At 34.3% G+C, this 24,499-nt stretch carries 28 protein-coding genes and 2 pseudogenes; 9 read left to right on the forward strand and 21 right to left on the reverse strand.

The features are described from left to right. Nucleotides 1-266 precede the first annotated feature (266 nt). From NSS97_RS14250 to NSS97_RS14260, 3 genes are read right to left on the reverse strand one after another with little or no spacing between them, the layout of a single operon-like run. Nucleotides 267-605: an NIPSNAP family protein gene (locus tag NSS97_RS14250; RefSeq protein WP_107886812.1), complete on the reverse strand. Its 339-nt coding sequence runs from the start codon at nt 603-605 to the stop codon at nt 267-269. Continuing rightward, nucleotides 578-1,174 carry a GNAT family N-acetyltransferase gene (locus NSS97_RS14255; RefSeq protein ID WP_107886811.1) on the reverse strand — a complete coding sequence of 199 codons (597 nt, stop codon included), beginning with the start codon at nt 1,172-1,174 and terminating at the stop codon, nt 578-580. Before NSS97_RS14255 ends, NSS97_RS14250 begins: the two co-directional genes overlap by 28 nt. A gap of 12 nt (nt 1,175-1,186) precedes the next feature. Beyond that, nucleotides 1,187-1,957: a DeoR/GlpR family DNA-binding transcription regulator gene (locus tag NSS97_RS14260; protein ID WP_044444356.1), complete on the reverse strand. Its 771-nt coding sequence runs from the start codon at nt 1,955-1,957 to the stop codon at nt 1,187-1,189. Between the two features lie 250 nt (nt 1,958-2,207). Here NSS97_RS14260 and NSS97_RS14265 point away from each other — a divergent pair, with 250 nt between their 5' ends. Continuing rightward, nucleotides 2,208-2,699, forward strand: a complete 492-nt coding sequence (locus tag NSS97_RS14265) for a hypothetical protein (protein ID WP_060751402.1) — start codon at nt 2,208-2,210, stop codon at nt 2,697-2,699. 49 nt (nt 2,700-2,748) lie between these two features. Here the strand turns inward: NSS97_RS14265 and NSS97_RS14270 are convergent, their stop codons facing one another. Further along, nucleotides 2,749-3,375, reverse strand: a complete 627-nt coding sequence (locus NSS97_RS14270) for a DUF4085 family protein (protein ID WP_107886810.1) — start codon at nt 3,373-3,375, stop codon at nt 2,749-2,751. A gap of 220 nt (nt 3,376-3,595) precedes the next feature. Here NSS97_RS14270 and NSS97_RS14275 point away from each other — a divergent pair, with 220 nt between their 5' ends. Continuing rightward, nucleotides 3,596-4,189 (forward strand): hypothetical protein, encoded by a 594-nt coding sequence (locus NSS97_RS14275; RefSeq protein WP_000914462.1) that lies wholly within the window; start codon nt 3,596-3,598, stop codon nt 4,187-4,189. A gap of 168 nt (nt 4,190-4,357) precedes the next feature. Here NSS97_RS14275 and lpdA read toward each other — a convergent pair. From lpdA to NSS97_RS14310, 7 genes and pseudogenes are all read right to left on the reverse strand, one after another. Beyond that, a pseudogene (gene lpdA, locus NSS97_RS14280) lies at nt 4,358-5,736 on the reverse strand (dihydrolipoyl dehydrogenase). Between the two features lie 15 nt (nt 5,737-5,751). Beyond that, on the reverse strand, nt 5,752-6,951 hold the full coding sequence (locus tag NSS97_RS14285; RefSeq protein WP_107886808.1) for a 2-oxo acid dehydrogenase subunit E2: 1,200 nt from the start codon (nt 6,949-6,951) through the stop codon (nt 5,752-5,754). 27 nt (nt 6,952-6,978) lie between these two features. After that, nucleotides 6,979-8,013 carry an acetoin:2,6-dichlorophenolindophenol oxidoreductase subunit beta gene (gene acoB / locus NSS97_RS14290; protein ID WP_002168235.1) on the reverse strand — a complete coding sequence of 345 codons (1,035 nt, stop codon included), beginning with the start codon at nt 8,011-8,013 and terminating at the stop codon, nt 6,979-6,981. A 17-nt stretch (nt 8,014-8,030) separates the two neighbouring features. Next, entirely contained in the window at nt 8,031-9,029 is a 999-nt protein-coding gene (gene acoA / locus NSS97_RS14295; protein ID WP_341113038.1) for an acetoin:2,6-dichlorophenolindophenol oxidoreductase subunit alpha, read from the reverse strand. A gap of 169 nt (nt 9,030-9,198) precedes the next feature. Beyond that, entirely contained in the window at nt 9,199-9,678 is a 480-nt protein-coding gene (locus tag NSS97_RS14300; RefSeq protein WP_107886805.1) for a DinB family protein, read from the reverse strand. 41 nt (nt 9,679-9,719) lie between these two features. Continuing rightward, a complete protein-coding gene (locus NSS97_RS14305; RefSeq protein ID WP_107886804.1) occupies nt 9,720-10,916 on the reverse strand; it encodes an MFS transporter in 1,197 nt (398 codons plus the stop codon). Nucleotides 10,917-11,039: 123 nt separating this feature from the next. Continuing rightward, on the reverse strand, nt 11,040-11,999 hold the full coding sequence (locus NSS97_RS14310) for a helix-turn-helix domain-containing protein (RefSeq protein ID WP_107886803.1): 960 nt from the start codon (nt 11,997-11,999) through the stop codon (nt 11,040-11,042). Between the two features lie 136 nt (nt 12,000-12,135). Between NSS97_RS14310 and NSS97_RS14315 the strand changes: the two genes are divergently transcribed. After that, a complete protein-coding gene (locus tag NSS97_RS14315) occupies nt 12,136-12,981 on the forward strand; it encodes an SDR family oxidoreductase (RefSeq protein WP_207913261.1) in 846 nt (281 codons plus the stop codon). A gap of 39 nt (nt 12,982-13,020) precedes the next feature. Further along, nucleotides 13,021-13,530 (forward strand): GrpB family protein, encoded by a 510-nt coding sequence (locus NSS97_RS14320; RefSeq protein WP_044438915.1) that lies wholly within the window; start codon nt 13,021-13,023, stop codon nt 13,528-13,530. 108 nt (nt 13,531-13,638) lie between these two features. Here the strand turns inward: NSS97_RS14320 and NSS97_RS14325 are convergent, their stop codons facing one another. The 5 genes and pseudogenes from NSS97_RS14325 to NSS97_RS14345 form a co-directional block, all read right to left on the reverse strand. Next, a complete protein-coding gene (locus NSS97_RS14325) occupies nt 13,639-14,022 on the reverse strand; it encodes a DUF4181 domain-containing protein (protein ID WP_107886801.1) in 384 nt (127 codons plus the stop codon). Nucleotides 14,023-14,187: 165 nt separating this feature from the next. Then, nucleotides 14,188-14,505: a DUF4181 domain-containing protein gene (locus NSS97_RS14330; RefSeq protein WP_080784428.1), complete on the reverse strand. Its 318-nt coding sequence runs from the start codon at nt 14,503-14,505 to the stop codon at nt 14,188-14,190. 63 nt (nt 14,506-14,568) lie between these two features. Continuing rightward, nucleotides 14,569-15,411: a PP2C family serine/threonine-protein phosphatase gene (locus NSS97_RS14335; protein ID WP_080784430.1), complete on the reverse strand. Its 843-nt coding sequence runs from the start codon at nt 15,409-15,411 to the stop codon at nt 14,569-14,571. Continuing rightward, nucleotides 15,389-15,873: pseudogene (locus NSS97_RS14340) on the reverse strand (HIT family protein). The gene NSS97_RS14335 and the pseudogene NSS97_RS14340 overlap by 23 nt, the downstream one beginning before the upstream one ends. A 110-nt stretch (nt 15,874-15,983) precedes the next feature. Next, the gene (locus tag NSS97_RS14345) at nt 15,984-16,157 is read right to left on the reverse strand and encodes a hypothetical protein (protein WP_002085128.1); all 174 of its coding nucleotides are present in this window, start codon (nt 16,155-16,157) and stop codon (nt 15,984-15,986) included. A 210-nt stretch (nt 16,158-16,367) separates the two neighbouring features. On the opposite strand from NSS97_RS14345, the gene NSS97_RS14350 reads away from it, so the two are divergent. Continuing rightward, the gene (locus NSS97_RS14350) at nt 16,368-16,604 is read left to right on the forward strand and encodes a hypothetical protein (protein WP_341113046.1); all 237 of its coding nucleotides are present in this window, start codon (nt 16,368-16,370) and stop codon (nt 16,602-16,604) included. Between the two features lie 47 nt (nt 16,605-16,651). On the opposite strand, the gene NSS97_RS14355 is transcribed toward NSS97_RS14350, so the two are convergent. Next, the gene (locus NSS97_RS14355; protein WP_002127727.1) at nt 16,652-17,488 is read right to left on the reverse strand and encodes an ABC transporter permease; all 837 of its coding nucleotides are present in this window, start codon (nt 17,486-17,488) and stop codon (nt 16,652-16,654) included. Then, nucleotides 17,481-18,686, reverse strand: a complete 1,206-nt coding sequence (locus NSS97_RS14360) for a quaternary amine ABC transporter ATP-binding protein (protein WP_002013036.1) — start codon at nt 18,684-18,686, stop codon at nt 17,481-17,483. Before NSS97_RS14360 ends, NSS97_RS14355 begins: the two co-directional genes overlap by 8 nt. A 173-nt stretch (nt 18,687-18,859) precedes the next feature. On the opposite strand from NSS97_RS14360, the gene NSS97_RS14365 reads away from it, so the two are divergent. Further along, entirely contained in the window at nt 18,860-19,717 is an 858-nt protein-coding gene (locus NSS97_RS14365; protein ID WP_341113048.1) for a glycine betaine ABC transporter substrate-binding protein, read from the forward strand. Nucleotides 19,718-19,770: 53 nt separating this feature from the next. Here the strand turns inward: NSS97_RS14365 and clpP are convergent, their stop codons facing one another. Together clpP and NSS97_RS14375 are read right to left on the reverse strand one after the other, a co-directional pair. Continuing rightward, complete coding sequence (clpP, locus tag NSS97_RS14370; RefSeq protein WP_002136712.1) at nt 19,771-20,352, reverse strand: ATP-dependent Clp endopeptidase proteolytic subunit ClpP; 582 nt, start codon at nt 20,350-20,352, stop codon at nt 19,771-19,773. Nucleotides 20,353-20,372: 20 nt separating this feature from the next. Beyond that, nucleotides 20,373-21,059 carry an RNA polymerase subunit sigma-70 gene (locus tag NSS97_RS14375; protein ID WP_107886800.1) on the reverse strand — a complete coding sequence of 229 codons (687 nt, stop codon included), beginning with the start codon at nt 21,057-21,059 and terminating at the stop codon, nt 20,373-20,375. A 143-nt stretch (nt 21,060-21,202) separates the two neighbouring features. Between NSS97_RS14375 and NSS97_RS14380 the strand changes: the two genes are divergently transcribed. From NSS97_RS14380 to NSS97_RS14390, 3 genes are all read left to right on the forward strand, one after another. Further along, on the forward strand, nt 21,203-21,523 hold the full coding sequence (locus NSS97_RS14380) for a 2Fe-2S iron-sulfur cluster-binding protein (protein WP_002189833.1): 321 nt from the start codon (nt 21,203-21,205) through the stop codon (nt 21,521-21,523). Nucleotides 21,524-21,527: 4 nt separating this feature from the next. Beyond that, complete coding sequence (rpiA, locus tag NSS97_RS14385) at nt 21,528-22,190, forward strand: ribose 5-phosphate isomerase A (protein WP_107886912.1); 663 nt, start codon at nt 21,528-21,530, stop codon at nt 22,188-22,190. Nucleotides 22,191-22,294: 104 nt separating this feature from the next. Next, nucleotides 22,295-22,729, forward strand: a complete 435-nt coding sequence (locus NSS97_RS14390; RefSeq protein WP_107886799.1) for a GNAT family N-acetyltransferase — start codon at nt 22,295-22,297, stop codon at nt 22,727-22,729. Nucleotides 22,730-22,941: 212 nt separating this feature from the next. Here the strand turns inward: NSS97_RS14390 and NSS97_RS14395 are convergent, their stop codons facing one another. Beyond that, nucleotides 22,942-24,309, reverse strand: a complete 1,368-nt coding sequence (locus NSS97_RS14395) for a lytic polysaccharide monooxygenase (RefSeq protein WP_107886798.1) — start codon at nt 24,307-24,309, stop codon at nt 22,942-22,944. Nucleotides 24,310-24,499 lie beyond the last annotated feature (190 nt).

Raw genomic sequence — 24,499 nt, forward strand, 5'->3', positions numbered from 1 at the left:
TTATTATAAAACTGAATAAAAGCGTTTTCAATACAACTAGAAAGATGACACAAATATGTTAATAATTTGAATATCTTAATGAACTTCTTTATTCTTTTTTAGTAGAACTATATTTTGTATAATGGACGCAAAGAAAATACATAACCAAAACCACTTTTGTGGATTGCCGTTTATAAAGAAAACTATCACCGCTATTGCAAATAAAATGGTGGATGCTAAACTAAAATATAATTTTGTTTTAATTCCCATTATTCCTCACCCCTCTATCACTTTACAGTACATACTAACTCTTCATTTTTTAACTTTAATATGTACTCCTGTAAAACATATTCTTTCCCGCCATGTTTTTCATACCAATCATGTATTCTTTTAACATGTATCTTGTCGCTTCTAATTTTTGATTCAATTTCTTTATACTGTTCATAACTATCATATTCCCATATTGCAAATACTTCAGTCGTACCATCATTATTATCTTTCATCCAGCGTCCTATTAAACGAGAACCATATTTTATTTGATTAGGTAAATTAGTATCATTGAAATGATCATTAAATATTTCTATGAATTCATTTTTTACTACATAGTATTTCCTTCTGTAAAACATACTTCTTCACCTCTTTTATGAAAAGTATCAGTAAACCTTCCCATTACTACCGTATTATAATACTTACCATCCGACAGTTTTTTATCATTTTTTAGAATACCTTCTACCTCCAAACCTAATTTTTTATAAAGTTGGATGGCTTTTTCATTTGTCTCTAACACTTGCAATGATATCTTTTTCACTTCATTTTCATCAGCCCACTGAATAGATTGTTGCAATAGACTCTTACCCATTCCATATCCCCAAAACTCTCTTAAAATACAAACACCAAACTCTACTTTATGGGATAATCTCTTCAAATTTGATCCTTCACATCTCGAAAATCCTACGATTCGGTTGTGCACTTCTGCAACTAAAAAAAGATTCTTCATCTCTTCACTATCTGTTTTTACTATTTTTTGAAACCCTATCTTATCAATAAACCCCTCTCCAGCTTCTCTATCCATATTTTCAGTTTCGCCATCGATCTGAACTCTAATTTCTGATAACTGCTCAGCATCCGTTTGAACTGCAGAACGAACTGTATAAGTTAATCCATTTATATGAAACTCTTGTCCTTTTATAATCATTTCAAACTCCTTTTAAATGAGGTCTATTGACGCTATTACAATTTCTTTACCTTGTTTCTCAAATTGTTGAATCGTTTCTTTACTAGCCCCTTCATCTGTTATTATAAGGTCAATTTCTAACAGTGACTCTCCTTTTATAAAGCAGTCTATTCCAAGTTTATTATGAGGAGCTAAACAAATATTTCTTCTAGCAATTTTACTTACTGTTTTTCCAAAATAAGCAACTTCCGGTGTCGCAGTACTTATACCATTCAATGAAATACCGCCACCTGTAGAGAAATAAAGATCAATAGAGAATCTACTTATCAATTCAGAGGCCAGTGTATCTGTCATATTTCCTGATGGTTTCACTTTTCCACCAATTAAGTACGTATCAATGTTCTTATATTCTCGTAACTTACTAGCAATTTCTAAAGCATTCGTAATAACTATAAATGATGTTTCAGGTAAATACTTTAACATGGCATAATGAATGGAAGCCCCGCCAATAAAAACGGAATCTCCTTCTTGTATGTAGGATACAGCAACTTTCGCAATCGCATCTTCATCTATTGAACTATCACGATAACGTTTCGATGGTTCGGCAGCTAAGTTTCTCACTCGCGTAAGTTCAACTGCACCTCCGTGAGTTCTTTTTAATAAACTCTCTTTCTCCATAATGGATAGATCTCTTCTTATAGAATCAATAGACATATCAAAACTTTCCGCAAGATCCTTTGCGATTACTCTTCCATCTCTCTTAAGTAACTCTAAAATTTTCTCTCTACGCTCTTCAGTGAACATGTTATCACCACCATTATTGAAGATTCAGAAATTTAATCTTTATTTTAATTATATGCATGCCTCTTCCCTTGTACAATATTTTCAATTCTTATTCATTCCGTTTTATACAGTTTTCTCCCTCTTTCTATCCCATTAACTTGAAAACGAAATAAATATATATTTGCATATTCCACAAACATACTTCCATTTACTTTCCTATTGATGTAAAATTATTCCTATGTTTTACTTTTTAATACAGAAAGGGATTACTATGAAATCTATAATTAAAGTAACTTGTACAGCATTATTATTTACAGGAATAATGGCAGGATGTAGTGGAAATACTGCACCAAAACAAGAAAAGAGCGCTTTTGAAAAGAATGCAATGCACTATGGGGAAATATTTAAAAACGAATACTATAGAGCAACTGTTGAAAATGCAAAATTCGATAAAATTGACAAAGAGTGGCGTCTCACAGCTCGCGTTACTATAAATAATGCTCGTGCTGACGGACAAACGATAGATCTTTCAGAAATAAAATATTTCATAAAAGATGAAAAAACGGGTGAAAAATACGAAGGTGAATTTATACAAAATGAAAATGCTAAAAAGGTTCCATCTGAGTTTTCTTTAACTACCGACATTGTATTTAATATGAAAACTTCTCCAAAAGATTTAAATAATATGTATTTATACATAGATAGCAAAGCTGCGCCGTTAACAGATACATATTGGAAACTTGATAATTTAGCATCTAAATAAAAAACAGTCATATAAGACTGTTTTTTTGTTTGTAAAGTTATAAAGTTTACTAGTTACTTTTCTCAAGCAATACATCTTTTGCACAAATCGTCACTTCTTCAAATGGGCAATCAAATAAAACACCCAATTCGAAGCCTTCATTAGTAAGATCTATTTCATGACATAACCACCAAGCACCTTCAAAATTTTCCGGAATAGAACATTTCGTTACGCCTGTAAAAGTTACTTCCAGTTTGTCAAATTCACTGAAAGTACCACTGCAATCTAAAGTTATAATTAGCGTATCTTTTGATCTTCTCTCTACTGATTTGACTACACTGTCATGTAGTGAGCAATTATGTAATTTCATAACATTTGTTGGGAGTTTTTTCTTAATCGAATGGAAGTGCTCTAAGTAGAATCGATCTAAATGAGCCCTTCTTTTCTCACAATCCTCTATCCATTCTTTCATAAGTTTTTTCAATTCACTAGAAGGATATTCTGAATTAATTGTGGTGCTATGAATAAATGGATGTATGGATTCAGAAAGGAATTTTAATAAATCTATTTTCCTTTCCTTTATTTCCTCTATTAAACTTTGTATATCCATTTCTGACCATTCTTTTATAGACTCTATAAAACTTACAAATTCTATAATTTGCATTTCTTTATACCAATCTTTATTGAAATACTTCAATGGCTTTCCTCCTAAAACATTTCAACATCCAACAAAAGCAATATATCTATTTATTATATCATTCCAATAGCTATTTTTTCTAAAGAATAAATGCAAAAATGTAAATATTCCGCCTATTATTTCTAAAACTTCAGAATATTTACAAAAATGCGAAATTAGAATACATTTTACATGTACAAGTTTTACCTGTACAAAAATCTAAACAAAAAGGGATGGTTATATGTTGAAGAAATTAGTAGCAGGGACATTAGTAGCAGGTTTTGCATTAACTGGAGGATTAGGAGTAGTAAGTGCTGCAGAAAAAGATAATACAATTAAATCATTTGATTATTTAAAAGTTGATGAAAAGAATGTTAATTCATTCACAAAATTAAGCGATCAATCAAAAAAAGACATCCAAATTACTATGGTACTACCTAAGCAAAATGAAAATGGAGATTGGTTAGCTTATGGCTTTACTAGCAGAGAAACATTGAATGCTTTTATTGAAAAGGATAAAAAGGCACTTAAAAATCAAATTAACCCTTTAGGTAGTGGTGCTGGTAGTACCGATTTTTATGAGCATCAAAATAAAGGTGGACAGTATATTTATTGGAGCAGTGGCTTTAAAAACCTACCTTCTAGCTGGAACGACAGAATTTCTTCTGTAAGTACAGCTTCACCTTCTGCAAGTTATTCAACAACGCTATGGGAACATTCTTCAACTCAAGGATATGGAAAAGGTGTCTCCTTTAGACACTCTGATTGGTATGGTCAAACTGCTAATTTAGCTGCAGATTGGAACGATATAACTTCAGCTATTGAAATTAAATAGTAACAGCGCATTTCAATTAAATAAGTGAAGAAGTTTCAAAATCACTATACTCTCATCGATTAAAAAAACATGAGAGTATAGTGATTTTTCTAGTATCTTTTTATACATATTGATACTTAAATATTATTTACTAAAAAGACCAGTCATATTAGACTGGTCTTTTTACCTTCAAGCATGTACAGCATGTCCTATCGCCTGCAATAATGCCTCATGGATTGCTTCAGATAAAGTTGGATGTGCTGCAATATAATCTCTCATTATATCAGCGGTTACTTCTGTATGAATCATCACCGTTCCTTGTCCGATTAGTTCGGTTGCACGAGGACCGATAATAGAAATCCCTACAATTTCTTGATATTTAGGTTCCACAATAACTTTTACTTTCCCCGTTTGTTCTCCAATAATAAGCGCTTTTCCGTTCGCTGTAAATGCGAATTCTCCGATGAGGATGTCACCGTATTGCTCTCTTGCTCCTTTTTCTGTTAAACCGACACTAGCAATTTCTGGAGCTGTATAAATACAGCGAGGTACAGCATGATAGTTTACTTTCACATCTTCTCCGCTCGCGTGTAATGCCGCTGTCGTTCCTTCATGGAAGGCAACGTGAGCAAGCTGTATTCCACCAATCACATCACCCACTGCGTAAATATGTGATCTATTTGTTTGCATATGTTCATTCACATAAATTCCTTTATTTGGAAATTGAATGCCTGCTTTTTCTAAAGCTAATTCTTGTACACGTGGTTTTCGACCTACAGAAACGAGAACAAATTCCGGGTTGGCTTCTTGGAAACTTCCTTCATATTCAAATGAAGCCTGCTTCTTATAATTATTTAATCCTTTTAAAGCCGCTCCTGTAAATATTTTTACGCCATCATTTTCTAGTTTCTCCCTTAAAATTTGTGCGATATCTTCATCTTCACCAGGTAATAATTGCGATGCCATTTCAACAATCGTAACTTTTGTTCCAAGACGACTATAAATGCTTGCAAACTCGCAACCTATTACACCACCACCAACGATTAATAATGATTTTGGTATATTTTCTAGGGACATTGCATGACTACTATTTAAAATCCACTTCCCATCAAATGGAGCAAAAGGTAATTCAGTTGGTTCTGATCCTGCCGCTATAATGAACTGTTCTCCATGTACTACCTCTTCTTTATCACCGTGTGTAACTCGCATACGGTGATCCGTTTCAAATTTCGCTTTACCTTGTATAACTTTTATTTTATTTTTCTTCATTAAATATTGGATTCCTTGGACGAGCTGCGTTACGATTTGTGATTTCCTCGCCTGTATTTGCTTCCAATCAATTGATATACTTCCTTCATTAAGTGTAACTCCATAATTATTCGCTTTTCTCACAATGTCATGCACTTCCACACTTTCTAACAATGATTTCGTAGGCATACAACCGACATTTAAACAAGTCCCGCCAAGATCAGCTTCATCAATAAGAGTGACATTTTTTCCATTTTGAGCCGCGGTAATTGCCGCTACATAACAGCAGGTCCGCCCCCAATAACAACTAAATTACTCATTTTCTCACCTTCTCTTTATAAAAGAATTGTTACAGGTTCTTCTAAATAACGTTTAATTGTGCGTAAAAATGCAGCTGCTGGTGCACCGTCTAGTACACGATGATCGAATGTTAAACTTAAAGGTAACATACTTCCTTTTCTTAATTTTTTCCCTTTATATACAGGAACATGTTCAATTGCACCTACACCTAAAATACCAGTTTCAGGTGTATTTAATACTGGCGTAAAATATTCAATACCGAAGCTACCTAAATTACTAATTGTAAATGTTGTCCCTTGCATATCATCACTACTTAAACTGCCTGCTCGTGCCTTTTGTGCCACATTTTTAATCTCTTTAGATAACTCTACTAAAGATAGATTATTAGCAAAGCGAATAGCTGGAACGACTAATCCTTTTTCTAACGCGACCGCCATACCTAAATGAACATGTTCAAATTGATGAATGGCATCATTTATATACGCGCTGTTCATTTCTTTATGCTCTCTAAGCGCTAATACAACAGCACGAGAAACGAAATCAGTAATAGTTAGTTTGTTATCGTATCGTTTTTGTACAACTTCCGCTATTTCTTTATGTAAAGCAACTAAATCTGTAACATCTACTTTCATCGTTAATGTTAATTGCGCACTATTTTGTAAGCTTGCATGCATACGGTCCGCAATTGCTTTTCGCATACCAGTAATAGGAATGACTTTACTTTCTTCTTGTTCAAGTATTTCTGGAATTGCTACTCTTTCTTCAAGCACCTTTAATACATCTACCTTTGTAATTCTTCCGCCAGGTCCTGTACCAATTAATGATCTAATATCGAGATTTTCAGTTTTTGCAATTTTCTTTGCTACTGGAGATATTTTAACTCTTTGCTTCGTCACATCTATCGCATATGGTTCTGGATGTTGTACCTTTTTAGGTTCTGGATTAGATGCTTTTTCTTCTACAACATGTATGTTTTCATGAACTTCTACTTTTTCGTCCGGTTTACCGATGTAGCAAATTACAGTACCCGGCGGCACTCCCTCATCTTCACTTACAGCTATATCAAGAACAGTTCCATCAGCTGGTGCTTCTATTTCAGTTTCGATTTTTTCCGAGTTAATACTAGCAATTAGTTCACCTTTTTCTACATTATCACCTGCTTTAATATTCCAGCTCGTAATAATACCTTCTTTCATCGCCATACCTAACTTCGGCATTACAACTTCTACAGCCATGTTTCTCTCTCCCTTCCCATCGTTTCATTACACATGTAATAAAGATTGGTCTCCGATCATTTCTGATACAGTTTCAATTACTTTCTCCGGCGTTGGTAAATATAACTTTTCAAGTGGTGGCGAAAACGGAACTGGTGTATGTGGTGCTGTAATTCGTTTAATAGGTGCATCTAACAAATCGAATCCTTTATCCGCTACAATTGCCGCAATATCTGTTGCGATACTACATCTTGGATTTGCTTCGTCAATAACAATTAGGCGATTCGTTTTTTCAACAGATGCTAAAATCGTATCTTCATCCAGCGGTGATAAAGAACGTGGATCGATTACTTCTACTTCGAGTCCTTTTTCCGATAATTGCTTTGCAGCTGCAAGTGCTGTATGAACTTGTTTTCCAATTGCAACGATTGTTACATCAGAACCTTCACGTTTAATATCTGCTTTTCCTAAAGGAATTGTATAGTACCCTTCTGGTACTTCGCCTTTCATATTGTAAAGTGTTTTATCTTCAAAGAAGATTACTGGATCGTCATCTTCAATTGCCGCTAATAATAAGCCTTTTGCGTCATAAGGAGTGGAAGGAACGACAACTTTTATACCTGGAATGCTCGTAAATAACGCATATAAACTTTGTGAATGCTGTGCCGCTGCGCTAAATCCAGCACCGTGCATCGTACGTACTGTAACTGGCACTTTCGCTTTTCCACCGAACATATAGCGGAACTTTGCACCTTGGTTTAATACTTGATCAAGACAACTACCGATAAAATCATTAAACATTAATTCAGCTATCGGGCGTAAACCTGTTGCAGCAGCTGCCATCGCCGCTCCCATATAACCCGCTTCTGAAATTGGAGTATCTAAAATACGATTTCGACCAAATTCTTGTACAAGTCCTTTCGTAACACCGAGTACACCGCCCCATGCTTCATCATCTTGCAAGTGATCCACTTGTGCACCGCCTGCAACATCTTCACCGATTAAAATTACATTTTCATCACGACGCATTGATATTTTCATCGCTTCATTAATTGCAGTTGACATACTTACTGTTCTAGTCATTATTTTTCACCCTCCTCTTATTCGTAAGAAACGTATACATCTTTTAATAATTCTTCATCTTCCGGATATGGACTATTTTCACTAAATTCAATTGATTGTTGCACTGCTTCATCTACTGCCTTTTCCATATCCACAAGTTCAGATTCTGTTAATAAAGCTTCATGAATTAAATGCTTACGGAAATTCACAATCGCATCTTTTTCATTTAAATGTTCTTCTTTTTCTTCTGAAGTTTTATATGTTTGCGCTTCACCTTCGAAATGACCGTAATTACGATATGTCATACATTCAATTATTGTTGGACCACCGCCATTACGCGCACGTTCTACTGCTTCTTCCGCCGCTTTATACACTGCAAGTAAATCTTTTCCATCTACTTGAACACCTGGAATATTGTAAGCTTTCGCTCGATCTGCAATGGAATCACAACTTGACGCATATTCAAATGTTGTTGCTTCACCGTAACCGTTATTTTCTGCGATAAAAATAACTGGTAACTTCCAAATCGCTGCTAAATTAACCCCTTCATGGAATGTTCCTTCATTATTTGCTCCGTCATCGAAGAAGCAAACACTTACATCTTTCGTTCCTTTATATTTAGCTGTTAATGCTGAACCGCAAGCAAGTGGAAAACCTCCGCCTACAATCCCATTTGCACCAAGCATTCCTTTATCTAAATCGGCAATATGCATTGAACCACCTTTACCTTTACATAACCCTGTCGCTTTCCCAAAAAGTTCGGCCATCATGCCATTTAAATCACAACCTTTTGCGATACAATGGCCGTGACCTCTATGCGTACTTGTAATACTGTCACTATCTGTTAAGTGGGCACATACACCAACTGCTACCGCTTCTTCACCAGCGTATAGATGAACGAAACCTGGCAGAACGCCTTGCGCGAACAATTCATGCACCTTGTCTTCAAACTTACGAATCTCTAACATTTTTTCATACATCCAACGAGCTTGTTCTTTCGTAATTTCATTCCCTTTACTTTCAGTTGTTTTTAACATGTCCAGCCCTCCTATTTTCTTGTTCATCTTTTATATTGCAAGTACTGTGCCAAATTCTAATCCCTGATTTAATAGGTTTTCTCTTTTCTTTCATAATAAAAAAGTGGACAAAATGAGACATCTGTCTCGTTTTGTCCACTTTTGTTCACCTAATTTGACAATTATTATCTTATTCATTATCAAAACTCTTCTGTAATTTCCGAATGTAAATAATTTGACCAATGTGATACGCGTTATGAGTCGTTACATTAGCTAATACTTCCCACCACTTCGCAGATACAGGAAATCCAATTACATCACTTTCAACATTGTCTTCATTTATGAGACTTTGCCATTGTAACAGTTTCTCTAATAGTTTTTCTCTTAACTCTTCAAATGTTTGATTATCTGAAAGCATAAAACTTTTGTTATTATCACCAATAGCGGGCACAGCATTAACATTTGATTCTTTGTACCTAGTTTGCCACGTCGTATTCCAATACAGTAAATGTTGTACAATTTCAGCTATACTATTACACTCTTCATTCGGTTTCCAGAAAGCTTCTCTCTCAGATAAATCCTTAACTGCATCTGAAAATGGAATATACCAACTGGGATCATTCGCATTTGCTAATAACTGATCTGCTAATACGTCTTTAACATGGAACACTTTGCTTCCCCCCGTTAAAAAGATTCATTTCAAGACAATACTCACTTCTCTATATACGCTGAGTTTGCCAGATCCCCTCTTTTTAGCCTTAATCCCAAACATATGCACATAAAGAAACCGAAAGCACCTAATCCATAAGCTGTTGTATAACCACTTTCCCCGATAATCCATCCTGCAAGTCCTGGTCCAATCATTTGACCAACTGCATAGAAAACGGATATAAAACTAATTGCCATTGAGACATATTTCGGAGAGACTTGCCTTGAAGCAGCAACTTGAATTAATAAAAGGATACCTCCGAGGCTGGAACCCCAAATAATTGCCGACATGATAAAGCCAATGATATGTCCAAATATAATTGGAATCATATCACCTATTACAGCTAATAAAAGTGCAATACATAACGTCTTCTTTATACCAATCCGATCCGAAATCAATCCCCAGACAGGAGCTCCTACGATTGAAAACATTCCTGCAATCGCATAAACAGTTCCCGAAATTGATGCCGAAATACCATTATTAATCATAAAACTAGTTTGATATAAATTTGGAATTAAATAAACAACGCCCACAATAAAATACATCCATGCAATGATGTATAACTCTTTCGTTTTCCATAAAACCGACTTATTATTCCTTTCCCCCTCATCTTCAGTAACTTCTGGATTTTTCAAAACAATTGAGGCAACGAATACAACAATACATGTAATAACGCCAAACAAAAGCCATGAACCACGCCAACTATACTCTGGAAATGTACGTACTATATAAGGAACAATTATTCCACTAAATAGCATGCCTATGCCAGCACCGCTTAATAATAGCCCCATTGCAGTTCCTCTTTTTTCTGGAAACCATCCTACTGTTATTGACATGAGTGGTGTATATACAAGAGCACTTCCAGCTCCAGAACATAGCATAAAAATAGCAGCTATCCAAACTGAAGGAACAAATGATAATCCTATTAAACTTATAACGACGAGCCAACTCCCTATTAATAAAACTGATTTTGCTCCAAAACGGATAGTAAGTATTCCAGATGTTCCGACTGTTAATAAATACCCTAAAAAGAGTATAGTTCCTAACATACCTGCTTGAGCTGTAGATAAATGGAGTCCTTCTTGCATAAACGGTAATATAATTCCATATGCCATACGTGCAAAACCCGTCGTTGTTATAATAAGAAACATTCCTGTTAATACAAATATCCAAAAATGACTTTCATTCCGTTCTTTCATTTAAATTCCTCCATAAAAAGTTATTTCCAATTGGATGTTGTTTGTAATTATAATGACCATTACAAAAAGCAACTACCAAATGACGGAGGAATTTACGGTATAGGGGATTATTCCTGTTTTACGTTAATAAATACGTAAAAGTTCTGATGGATTCATTCCATACTTTTTACGAAATAACTCTGAAAAATGACTGACATTATTGTATCCAACTGCAAATGCCGTTTCGGTCACATTACTATTTCCCGAACGCAGTAAATCTATCGCATGTTCCATACGCTTTTCTCGTAAATATGCAAATGTGGACATCCCAAATAATTCTTTAAACCCAATTTTTAATTTATAATCATTTAACTCTACTATTTTAGCTAATTCTAATAATGATGGGGGTGATTCCATCCGTTGAAGTAAAATTTCTTCAGCCTGTTTTATTTTATTCAAATCCTGTTTTGATAATTGACTCCTTTTATTTGCGTCACAATCATTAAACAACACTCTCCCAAAATGTATAGAAAGCAATTCGAGCGCTTTACTTTCTAATTCTAGTTGACTAATACGATCCTTTTGGGGATGCTCTATCATTCTCTTAATAAGACTAGATGTTATAGAGTCAATTGGATTTTGAAACTTTTCAAAAGATTGATTTCCTAATATAGAATGAAAATCAAGACTTTTTTCAATAGCATTATTCATCATGAAATGATTAAACAATTGTACAGGAATCCCAATCGCTAATGAATATAGAGGCGTTTCTTTTTCATATTCAAATACTACATCAAAATCATTCATAAAATATAAATAGCTATTTCCAGTCATTAATTCATACGAAGAATGACCAACTTGCACTTCTCCGAACCCTTGTAAACAAAAATTAAGCTCTACCATTGCTACATCAGATGCAAACTGGATACGATGATTTTTATGAAATTGATAATTTGATAACACAATTTCCATTCCTGAAAACGAAGTCCATCTTCGTATTTCACCCATACCTATTGTTTTTGGAACATTCATATGTCTTTCCTCTACAACTTGTAAACCATAAAAATATTTATGAAAAATATCATGAAAACCGTTAGTCTCCATGAAACCCACACTCCTTTTATGTAAAAATCAAAATTTAATTGATAATTATTTTCAATTATATCAAATATCTTTATACAATAAATAGATTTTCTCTTTATAACTCGTTATGATAAAAGAAAAAGAAAGCGAGCGAACAATGAATACAAAAATCGCGATTATTACAGGGGCATCAAGTGGATTCGGACTTTTAACGACACTTGAACTTGCAAAAAAAGACTATTTTGTCATTGCTACAATGCGAAATCTTGAAAAACAAATAGACTTAATATCTCAAGCTACTAAACTCCACTTACAACAAAATATAAAAGTTCAACAATTAGATGTAACAGATCAAGGTTCTATACATAACTTCCAATTATTTTTAAAAGAAATAAACAGAGTAGACCTTCTCATTAATAATGCAGGATATGCAACTGGGGGCTTTGTAGAAGAAATTCCAGTAGAGGAATACCGTAAACAATTTGAAACGAACCTTTTTGGAGCTATATCAATCACTCAGCTTGCCTTACCATATATGAGAGAACAGAAAAGCGGAAAAATCATTAATATTAGCAGCATTAGCGGCCAAGTCGGATTCCCTGGTTTATCCCCTTACGTTTCTTCAAAATATGCATTAGAAGGCTGGAGTGAATCCCTTCGCTTAGAAGTAAAACCTTTCGGAATAGACGTTGCCTTACTTGAACCAGGTTCTTATAACACGAATATATGGGAAGTTGGTAAACAATTAGCTAAAAACCAATCTGATACAACCTCTCCTTACAAAGAATATATGGATAAAATACAAAAGCACATAAACAATGGCAACGATACACTTGGTAATCCGATGGATGTTGCAAATAAAATCGTAGAAATTGCTGAAGCAAGGCGTACTACATTACGATACCCAATTGGGAAAGGTGTAAAATTTATGATCTTTGCGAGGAAGGTTCTTCCTTGGAGATTGTGGGAGTTTCTTGTATTGAGGAGCTTTAAGAAGATGTAAGTAACTTTATTGAAAAAATATGTAAGGGGTGCTAATTAAATGCTAGGTTTACCCTATGGTAAAGTGTTTTTAGTTCCGTGGTCCGAAGAGTGGGAATTTGAGTTTTCAAAAGAAAAACAATTAATTGAGGAACACATTGGAAAATATATTTTAGCGATACACCATATTGGAAGTACTTCCATTCCATATTTAAGTGCAAAACCTATTATTGATATTGCGATTGAATTAAAAGATTACAGAAATGGTATAAAATGTATCATAAACCTAGAACAATTAAATTATAAATATAGAAAAGATGTATTACCCGAAAGGTATTATTTCAATAAAGGTGAGCCAAGAACTCATCAAATTCATATGTATGAGCAAGGGAATCCATATTTAATAGAACAATTAAAATTCAGAGATTACTTAATAGACAATAAAACTTCTCGTATGCAGTATGAACAGTTAAAGATTCAACTTTCAACAGCTAACCCAAATGATAAGCATAAATATGCAGAGGATAAAACAAATTTCATTAAATCCATATTGGCTAAAATAAATGATTAAATTGCGAAGACCGAACTTCGTACACATAATAAGAAACCATTCATGTATAGATGAATGGTTTCTTATTAATTAGTTATCTCATTATTTGTACCATCAATAATCATTTTATTATGCAGCAGGTGGAACGAAGTAAAATAGCATCGAAGTCATAAAAACAAATGCAAATAATCCAATTATCGAAAAAATATATTCTTTCGATTCTCTATCATACTTCCATTCCATCCATGTCCTTAGGATCCACGTAACCCCTAAATAAGTGAAAATGATAAACCAAATATTAGTGCTTTCGAATTTAAAGATGTAAATAAAACTAATTATTAAATAAACAAAAAGCAGTCCTATTTCCAATTTTTTATGTAAGCTATTTACATATTTATTATATCCCCAAAACCCGCTCTTTGGCATATTCAATTTTTTTCTTAAAAATCGATCCAAAAAGTAGCCCGCTATACAAAAAACAAAAATTATAATCCAAAATGTATAGGTTCTCAATATCATTCCTCCTATTACTTCATTGAATTGTTTAAAATAAAGTGGACTATATTAACGGTTATTGAACGAGTATTCTTGAATGATCTTCATTAAAAATGATCGATTCTGCACGTAAGAAAGGGTTTTTCATTTCTTCTCTCCCTCTTCCTTTAAATTTATACTATATTAAAGGAAGAAATATAGTATGAACCCTGTTATTATTAATGCTGCAACTCCTAATAATGAAATCAAAAACTCCCGCGATTCCTTATCATATTTCCACTCCATATATGATTGAAATCCATATAACGTAATAAAAAACAAAAGAGGTACATAGCCCATATATATACGATTTGGAAGAAAAGTGCTTATAGCAATAACAACTATATAAGAGGAAATAATAATTCTATTTCCCCATTTATGTGTATCATTCACATATTGGTTATTCCATCCTTTTTGTTTCGGTATATTTAACTGTCTTCTCGCAATTCTTTCAAAAACCAATAAAGATAGCACCCATAAAATTAATAAGGATATTTTTGTAACTGACAGAAAACCCTCTCCTTTTTATTTTTTCACTTTAATTTTCTCCGGCTGATCACTCGGATACGTAGCATATGCATCATTTTCATAATCCCAACTAATAATGGTCGCACTATCTCGTCCTAATTGATGATGAACGTGTTCTAAAATATTGTGAACATTTTCTTTAAGCGCTATATTATTTTTATTCATATCACTGTATAGGTTTAATGGCGTTTCATAACGGCGTTCCCCGCATTCTAATACCCCATCTGTCACCATTACAATTCGATTCTTTCCAGTACGTAGTTCACGAATTCCTGAAGAATAGCAAGGAACGGGTAAATCAAATGTGTTTACATTTCCAATCCATTCGTAAAAGTGGCGTTGATTCAATGTATATTGTCCTAATTTATGTAATTCATCATGAAATACATAAACTAAGCAATCACCTATGGAAAGCCACCATATGTAATTTTCTTTTCTTAAGCATATTAAGCAAGCAGTTTCACCTTTTACCCTTTCGCACTTTTCTTTAAATGAGCGGGATTGAAATATCGTAAGTATATGATTTTCAACAGATCGAAATACTGTTTCAATCTGTTCATTCATAATTACTTTTATATTTTCATATTCTGCTTGAATCGTACTTACTACTAAATCAACACTTTCTGCACTATTATGTCCGTCTAATATAACGGTAAATTCCCAATCACCATTCGACCAAACTAATGCACCGTCTTCATTCTTTTTTGCTCCGGCACTTATATTCCCGCCGTATTTACCAAGTACAATATCACCATATTGCTTGACTGAAACTTCGTCTAAACACATTTCTCTACTTCCAACCCATGAATATTGTGTATTATTTGTTGTATGCATACTCATTTACCATATACTTTCGTATTCTTTCGCATAGTTTTTTATTTTCTCTGAATCTCCATGTGGTGCACCAGTCCAATTTGCTACTTCAGTCGGTGACCAAAACTCTTTTGGTGTATTTGGATAACGCGGAATAATGTGCATATGCAAATGTGGTACACCATTACCTGAAACGAAACTGTAAATATGTTCTGCACCTTTGCTTTCTTTAAGCGCTTTACTTACTCTACTTGTTATCAGTCCGAATGCCTTTGCCTCATCTTCAGTTAATTCAGCGAGACCAGGTACATGTCTCTTTATATCAATCATTACATAACCAAGATATGTTTCTTCTGCATCCCAATGGACATGTCCAACGTAAATGAGTTCATCTTCGTAAATAGCTCCACCTGGAACTGTAATGTTCCCTTTATGTTTTTCACAAATGAAGCAGTTTTGTTCTGCTTGATTGTTTATTGGCATATCCATCACCATCCTTTGCATATATAATATCATAAAAAAAGGGAAAATAGGTTTTATATTCCGAAAATTCAATCTCTTGAAATGAGAATTTTCACATTAAAATAATTTACAACTCATTATTTCTTCAAAAGCGTAATCCCCATTCCAACTGCAATCCCAATCGCTATTCCGATTGCTATATTATCATTAAATACACCAGGAATTACACCGATTACAACACCTATAGCGACACCAATTGTCATAGCATCATTTCTTTTTTTATTATTAGCCAAAATAGCATCTCCTCTCATAATTTCTCCCCATATAATATCCATTTACATGAACTTTGCTGTCTACTAATATATTTGCTATTCCGCTTGAAAATTTCCAAAAAATGTACTTTATTAATTTTCCATTCCCCCTACATAATCCTCTTCGTTTGAAAGAATTTTTAAGTCACCATTACATATACATAGGCATTTACTATAGATCAGTAATTTATTGAAGGAGGAACGATTCAAATGTATCCTCATCGGAATCCAAATATAAATCAACAATATGCTTACTCCCCCCATCCAGTAAGGAATACACTGCATTATGATTCACAATACATGATGCAGCGCATCGCAAGCCTTGAAAGCGAATTAGCTAAATTAATCTCATTAATCGAAGAAAATAATCAATTAATAAAATCAATGGAACAACAGCAAAACCAAGTTTGTGCACCAGCTGGAGGTTCTGTTATTGTTCGGATGTAATTCGAATTCAAAAAACACACTTTGTAGTATAAAGTGTGTTTTTTGAATTATTTTCTTTTTGTATAAAACCCTTGCGTAATTCGGTCTAATATAATCGCAATCACGACGATAGCTAGTCCAGCTTCAAATCCCATTCCGATATTTACTTGTGTTACAGAGCGATATACATCGACGCCAAGTCCTGGCGCTCCTACAAGTGAAGCTGTTACAACCATTGATAACGAAAGCATAATACTTTGATTCACGCCAGCCATGATCGTTCCGGTTGCGAGCGGTAATTGTACTTTAAATAATTTTTGTGATGCGGTAGAGCCAAACGCATTCGCAGCTTCAATTAAATCTTCTGGAACTTGTCTAATTCCTAAGTCTGTAAATCTGATTGTCGGTGGCATAGCAAAAATAACGGAAGCAATAATGCCTGGTACGACGCCTACTCCAAAAAATGTTATCGCGGGAATGAGATAGACGAATGCCGGCATTGTTTGCATAAAATCTAATGTCGGTTTTAAAAATTTTGAGAAACGTTCATTTTGAGATGCTAAAATGCCAATGGGAATTCCGATAATAATTGAAATAATAACTGACGTAAGTACGAGCGCTAATGTTTGCATCGTTTGTGCCCAGTAGTTAATATTTAAAATAAATAATAATCCGATGAGCGTAAAAATGACTAAAGATAATTTCCTCGTTGTGTACCAAATGAGGAAACATAAGATGATAATCATCACTATGGCTGGTATTATTGTTAAAAAATTAGTGAGTAAATCAACAAATCCACCGATAATATAGGAGAATCCTCGGAACAAGCCTTCAAAGTGCTCATATAAACTTGCAACAAATGAATCGACCCATTCGCCTAATGGAATGCGCGGAATATTATTCATCGTCTTTCACCTCTTCCTCAATGTTACCTGCAAGAGCTTGAATGACACTTTCACGTTTAATAATTCCTCTCAACCTTTTCTTTTCATCAATTACGGGTAATGGATATTTCATCTCCGCCATTTTTGCATACGTTTCTTCCAGTAATGTATCTAGATAAACGTGTGGAATATCGTTAAGTAATAAATCAGCAATTGGCCATTGTTTTTTCATTGCTTTACTTGCATCATCCGCTGTTAAAATACCTAAAAACTCATACTTTTTGTTCACAACATATACCGTAGAAACACCTGCATTTCTCATAATTTGCAGAGCTACACGCGGCCCACGATCGATTAATAACGTTTCTGGTCTTTTTAAAATAGATTCTGCCGTAATTACTTTTCCTAAATTCACATCCGCTACGAATTTCTCTACAAATTCATTTGCAGGGCTCATCATAATTTCTTCCGGTGTTCCAATTTGGACAATTTCTCCATCTTTCATTAATGCGATACGATCACCAATTCGAAGAGCTTCATCTAAATCATGTGTAATAAAAATAATTGTTTTTTCCATTTTATCTTGTAACTCTAACAATTCATCTTGCATTTCTTTTCGAATTAGTGGATCTAATGCACTAAATGACTCGTCCATTAGTAATACATCTGGATTATTCGTTAGTGCCCTTGCAATTCCAACACGCTGCTGCATACCACCACTAAGTTGACTAGGGTAATTATCTTTATGATGATCGAGTCCTACTAACTGTAGCGATTCTAACGCCTTATTTTCTCGTTCCTCTACTGGAACTCCTTGAATTTCTAACCCGTACGCAACGTTTTGTATTACCGTACGATGTGGAAATAAAGCAAACTTCTGAAAAACCATACTCATTTTCGTCCTTCTTACTCTTCGCAATTCTTCTTTTCCCATCGTTGCGATGTCTTCACCATCTATGTATATATGCCCGGCTGTCGGTTTGATTAATTGATTTAGCATTCGAACTAGCGTTGATTTCCCACTACCAGACAAACCCATAATAACGAAAATTTCTCCAGTGTATACTTCAAACGTTGCCTTTTTCACACCAACGTTCATTCCTGTCTCCTTTAAAATTTCCGATTTGCTTTTTCCTTCTTTTAATAAGGTAAGCGCTCGTTGCGGATGTTTCCCAAAGACTTTTGTTACATTTTCAACACGTACCTTTGTATTATCCATGTCACTACTCCTTTTCTACCCATCTATTTACATAGTGTTGCGATTTTACAGAGAAATATTACATAAAAATGACATATATAAGATTTCTTTAAAAATTCTTGTTTCCGTTCATAATAAGAAGGTTCACTTATAGATTAATTTATAAAAAGCAAAAGCTTCACAGGAGGTTTTGAATGCGAAAAAAAATATGGATTATAAGTCTGTTACTATTTATTAGTATGATTTTCACTTCTTGTAATGCAACAAATGCAAATTCGAAAGGAAAAATTAAACTTGGTGTAACAAGTTGGAAAGAAAATATCGCAACCGCAAATATGTGGAAAGTTTTATTAGAAGAAAAAGGCTATAAAGTTGAACTCATGTATTTAGAAAAAGCTGCGATATGGACTGGCGTCGCACGTGGTGATGTTGATGCGAATCTAGAAGTATGGCTTCCTGTTACAGATAAACCATTAAATGCCCGTTACAAAGATGACTTCGTCTTAAAATCAAAATGGTATGAAGGTACTGGGCTTGGTTTAGTCGTCCCTTCTTATGTGAAAAACGTTAACAGTATTGAAGATTTAAATGCACATAAAGATGAGCTAGATAATAAAATTGTTGGGATTGAACCTGGTAGTAGCCTAATGAATTTAACGAATAAAGCAATGAAGGAATATGATATAAAACTAAAACTTGTCCAATCTTCAGAAGCTGCGATGATGAGCGAACTAAAGAAGGCATATACGAAAAAGAAACCAATTGCTGTTACGCTTTGGAATCCTCATTGGGGCTTTTCAGAATTTGACTTAAAATATTTAAAAGACCCTAAGAAAGTATATGGTGAAAAAGATGACATTTATTACTCAGTTCGTAAAGGTTTCGAAAAAGATCATCCGGGTATTGTGAAATACTTTGATCAATGGAAAATGAACGATGAACAACTTGGTACGTTAATGGTCATGTTAAATAAAACGAAAGATCCAGAAGAAGCTGCTCGAAAATGGATAAAAAAGAATCAAGCTTTAGTTGATGCATGGATAAAAGAATAAAAAATGACAAAAACAGGCTAGAGAATTTAGTATATTCTCTAGCCTGTTTTACGTTATTTTTTCTCAATAACTGCATCAACAATTCCATATTCCTTCGCTTCTACTGCCGTCATAAAATAATCTCTTTCTGTATCATGAGCTACCTTTTCTACTGGTTGCCCTGTTCGATCAGATATAATTTTGTTAATATCATGTTTTAACTTTAATATTCTTTTTGCTGTAATTTCAATCTCCGTTGCTTGCCCTTTTACACCGCCGAGCGGTTGATGAATCATGATTTCACTGTTAGGGAGCGCAAATCTTTTTCCTTTTGCGCCAGCTAATAGTAAAAGCGCACCAAATGATGCCGCAAAGCCCATACAAAGTGTTTGCACATCTGGTTTAATAAGGTTCATCGTATCTAATATTGCAAATCCCGCTGTCGTTGAACCACCCGGACTATTGATATACAGGAATATATCTTTTTCTGCATCTTCCGCTTCTAAAAACAATAATTGTGCTACTACACTGCTTGCAACTTGATCGTTAATTTCTGAACCAATCATAATAATTCGGTCTTTTAATAATCTTGAATATATATCATAGGAGCGTTCTCCTAATTTTGTTTGTTCTATTACGTAAGGAATTACACTCATTATAAATCCCTCCATCTGTTTTATGCCGCATTAAGCATACAACTGTAAGAATAAGGTTTTTTCATACTGAATAATAACACCGGTTGTATTGATGGTAACTTAGTGAAATCTATTGTTGGGAGAAGTTTCGTCAACAATTCAGGTCTTTCTTCTCGAATAGAAGTTACAACGATTTCAACATCATCCGTGTACTCCACTATTTCAATGCCTTCTTCATTTACAGTTTTCAGCCTATTTCTACTCCTAAATAAAGATGCTTTCACTGCGCCTTCTGATACCGAACATACTTTAGCAATATCCGCGATACTATACTGAAAAACATCCTTCAATAATAAAATTACGGATTGTTGCACATTTAACGAAGACAATACTTTCCCTACCATTTCATGCAAATCTGCAATTTTCCCATGTGGTTCTTCAAATGTATTTTGCTGTTCTAACTTTTCTTGAACGGATTTTGATTTCATTTGATCTAACCATTGATTTCGAGCAATTTTATACAGAAGCGTTATACAAATTTCCTTCTCACTATACTTTTGAAGAACTTTGCAAATTGCTTCTTGGGCAAGGTCTTCCCCATCCCATTTGTTTTTCGTCAAAAACGTACAGTATCTTTTTACCTCTGCATAATGTGTAATTAAAAAATTTATATTTGAATGATTCATATCGATATGATCCTTTAAAACCTGAGTTACTTTTGTGCACAAAATAACCACTCCTTTTCAGCGCTTACTTAATAAACGATTGAACAAATAAAAAAGTTACGGGGCTTATAATTAATTTTATGTTTATGTTCATGAATACGGGTCATAAATATGTTATATAGCATTTTACATGAGGAGGAATCAATTTGCCAAAATTAACAGTTGAAGGTACCGGAACTTTCGATATTAAAGAAGGAACGAAATTAGTCTTAGCACTTGAAGATAACGGTGTACACATTCTTCATCGTTGCGGTGGCAAAGCAAGATGTACAACTTGTAGAGTTGAAGTCATTGCAGGTGATTTTTGTGAGGCGACAAATGATGAAAAACAAGCTATTACGGAAAAAGGAATTGAAGACCACTTACGATTATCGTGCCAAATGCGTGTACATAAAGATATTACCGTTCGCCCTATACTTACAGTTGAAAATTCCGGTTTAGATGCTGGATCACGCCCGGCGGAGTAAAATGATGAATTTAAAACAGCTTGCAGGCGAATATGCTGCTGGCTTTGTAAGAGATGGTATGACGATTGGACTTGGTACGGGTTCAACCGTATATTGGACGATACAAAAGTTAGGTCACCGTGTACAAGAAGGGTTATCTATTCAAGCTGCACCGACATCAAAAGAAACTGAAGTATTAGCAAAACAATTATCTATTCCGCTAATCTCTTTAAATGAAATTGATATACTTGATCTCACAATTGATGGAGCAGATGAAATCAATAATGATTTACAATTAATAAAAGGTGGTGGTGGTGCATTACTTCGCGAAAAGATTGTTGCCACCTCCTCTAAAGAACTTATTATTATTGCAGATGAATCCAAACTCGTTTCACATTTAGGTACCTTTCCACTTCCTATTGAAATCATCCCCTTCTCTTGGAAGCAAACTGAAAAAAGAATTCAATCTTTAGGATGCGAAACGCGTTTACGTATGAAAGATGGCAGACCATTTATAACTGATAACGGCAATTTAATTATTGATTGTATTTTTCCAAACAAAATATTGAATCCAAATGATACACATACAGAGTTAAAGATGATTACCGGTGTAGTTGAAACAGGATTATTTATCAATATGACGAGCAAAGCGATCATCGGAACAAAAAACGGTATAAAAGAATATTAAGCATTTTAAAGCTGACTTTTGCAAGTCAGTTTTTTCTTTTATAGCATTACAGTATGATATACTATGAAAACACATTCATATCACACTAGAAAGGGCTGAACAATTTGCAATCCAAACTCATAACAGAACTTACAGATTTAGAAACTGCCTTTCACATTCGAAAAGAAGTCTTTGTAAAAGAACAAGGTGTCCCACTTGAAGATGAATTCGATACATATGACCAAATTGGCGAGGCATGCAAACATATATTAGTTTATTATTATGAACTTCCTGTAGGAACTGGCCGTATACGATTCGTTGACGGAATGGGTAAACTAGAAAGGATTTGTATTTTAAAAGACTATCGCAAATACGGATTAGGCAAAGTAATCATTCAAAAGTTAGAAGAGATTGCTCGTAACAAAGAAGCAAACAAAGTGAAACTACACGGTCAAACACAAGCTGAAGGGTTTTATGAAAAATTAGGCTATCAAACTTCTTCCGACGTATTTATGGAAGATGGAATTCCACATATTCTTATGACGAAAGTGTTATCATAATAGAAAGGTTACTATATGATTCTACATTATGTATTCGTATAGTAACCTTTCTGTAGCTTATTCGTTTGAAAGTCTCTTTGATGAATATTCTAGATTAATACAAAAAGACGACGCTGAATACGTCGTCTTTTTTATAAGCAGAAAAGTTAACTCTCAAACTTCCTTTTTTTGCATCAAAGCCCATCATCTTTCATTTCATTTTGAGGTAAAGCTTACACTGTTTTCCATAAGGATAAAGCAAAAATCCAGTTTGGATCCCCATGTCCTTCATAATTTTGGACTGCTTCATACACTTTTCCCTCGTGTAAAACTCTATCTTCCTTTTTATATGCTTTCTTTGCATCCCACGCTTCATATGAAGCGCTTTCAGTTTTTGTAGTAATTGTGAACGTATCACTTTGTACGGATTCATTTCCAACTACATCCACTGCTTTCACTGCATATTTATAAGTAGTATTAGCGAGTAAATTTTTATCTATATAAGAAGTCGTATTGGATGTTGCAATTTTTTTCATTATTCCTTCTATTTCTCTATAAATATCGTAATAGTCTACTCCAACGTTATCATCAGATGGGCTCCACATTAGATCCACACTTGACGCTGTTGTTCCCATGCTATGTAATCCTTTTGGTTGTGTTGGTGCTTCTGTATCAGGAGCTTCAACTGTTGTTTTCACTGTAAGCGCTGTACTTTCTTTCGATACATTGCCAGCTGCGTCAATTGCTTTTACAGTATAAGTGTATTCTGTGCTTGGTTGTAATTTCTTATCAATAAAATAAGTGCCTGGTACTGTGTCAATCATCTCTCCGTTACGGAAGATTTGGTACCCTTTTACTCCTACATTATCCGTAGAAACGTTCCATGTTAGTTCTATACTATTTGCTGTTACTTTTTGCGCCTGAATTCCATTTGGAATACTTGGCGCTTCTGTGTCTGGTTTCACATTATTGATGAGATTCACATCAATTACATTATAGAACGCATTTGCTGTATCAGCTACATCCCATACAGCTAAAATCACATGATATCCACTACGGTCAGTAGGTACATTGATTTTATGAGTTAAATTATTTGAAGCTGCAGAACCATCATGTTGTACAGTGCCAATTGGCTCAAAGTCTGCTCTTGTTAGTGCTTTATTTGGATTCCATCCTTTTTTTGTAATATAGTAGTGCCATTTGCTTGTTAAGTGAGGTGCTGTATACTTCCAAGTAAATGTATTTTCCCCACCAGTGATTGTATTTTTAAACCAACGATTTGCTGTTTGTTGATCTAAAATACCGCCAAATTTTCCACCTGCAGAAGCGATTTGCCCATCAACTGGGCCACCTTGTGGGAATCCTTTTGGAGCTTCTAAACTTTGTGGTTCATACATAACACTTCCACAGTTTACATTTAGAGCACCATAAGTTGGACTACATAAAGCGGAACGGCTACCAGGCTTTTCAACAAAGCCGTGCGCGTATGCATTTTGAGGAATAAGTGTCGTGCTGATAATTCCAGCTGTTAATGCAACAGCTCCTATACTTTTTTTGTTCATTTTCAAGTTTTGTAGTTGTTTTAAAAATCGATTATTCATGTTCCTGTCCCCTTCTTGTTATACTTCGTAGTGTAATGTGGGCTTTGATGTAAAAGAATAACAAGAGTCAATCTTATTTCGTGTATGCGTAAATATGCATACACCGTCGTAAAGAAACATTTCATTTCTTGTGAAACATTTCACTTATGGAATATATCATGACATAGAAATCACCTAAATGTGTGCAGAA

The sequence above is a fragment of the Bacillus sp. FSL R12-0074 genome (genome assembly GCF_038005725.1).
Classification (GTDB): domain Bacteria; phylum Bacillota; class Bacilli; order Bacillales; family Bacillaceae_G; genus Bacillus_A; species Bacillus_A mycoides.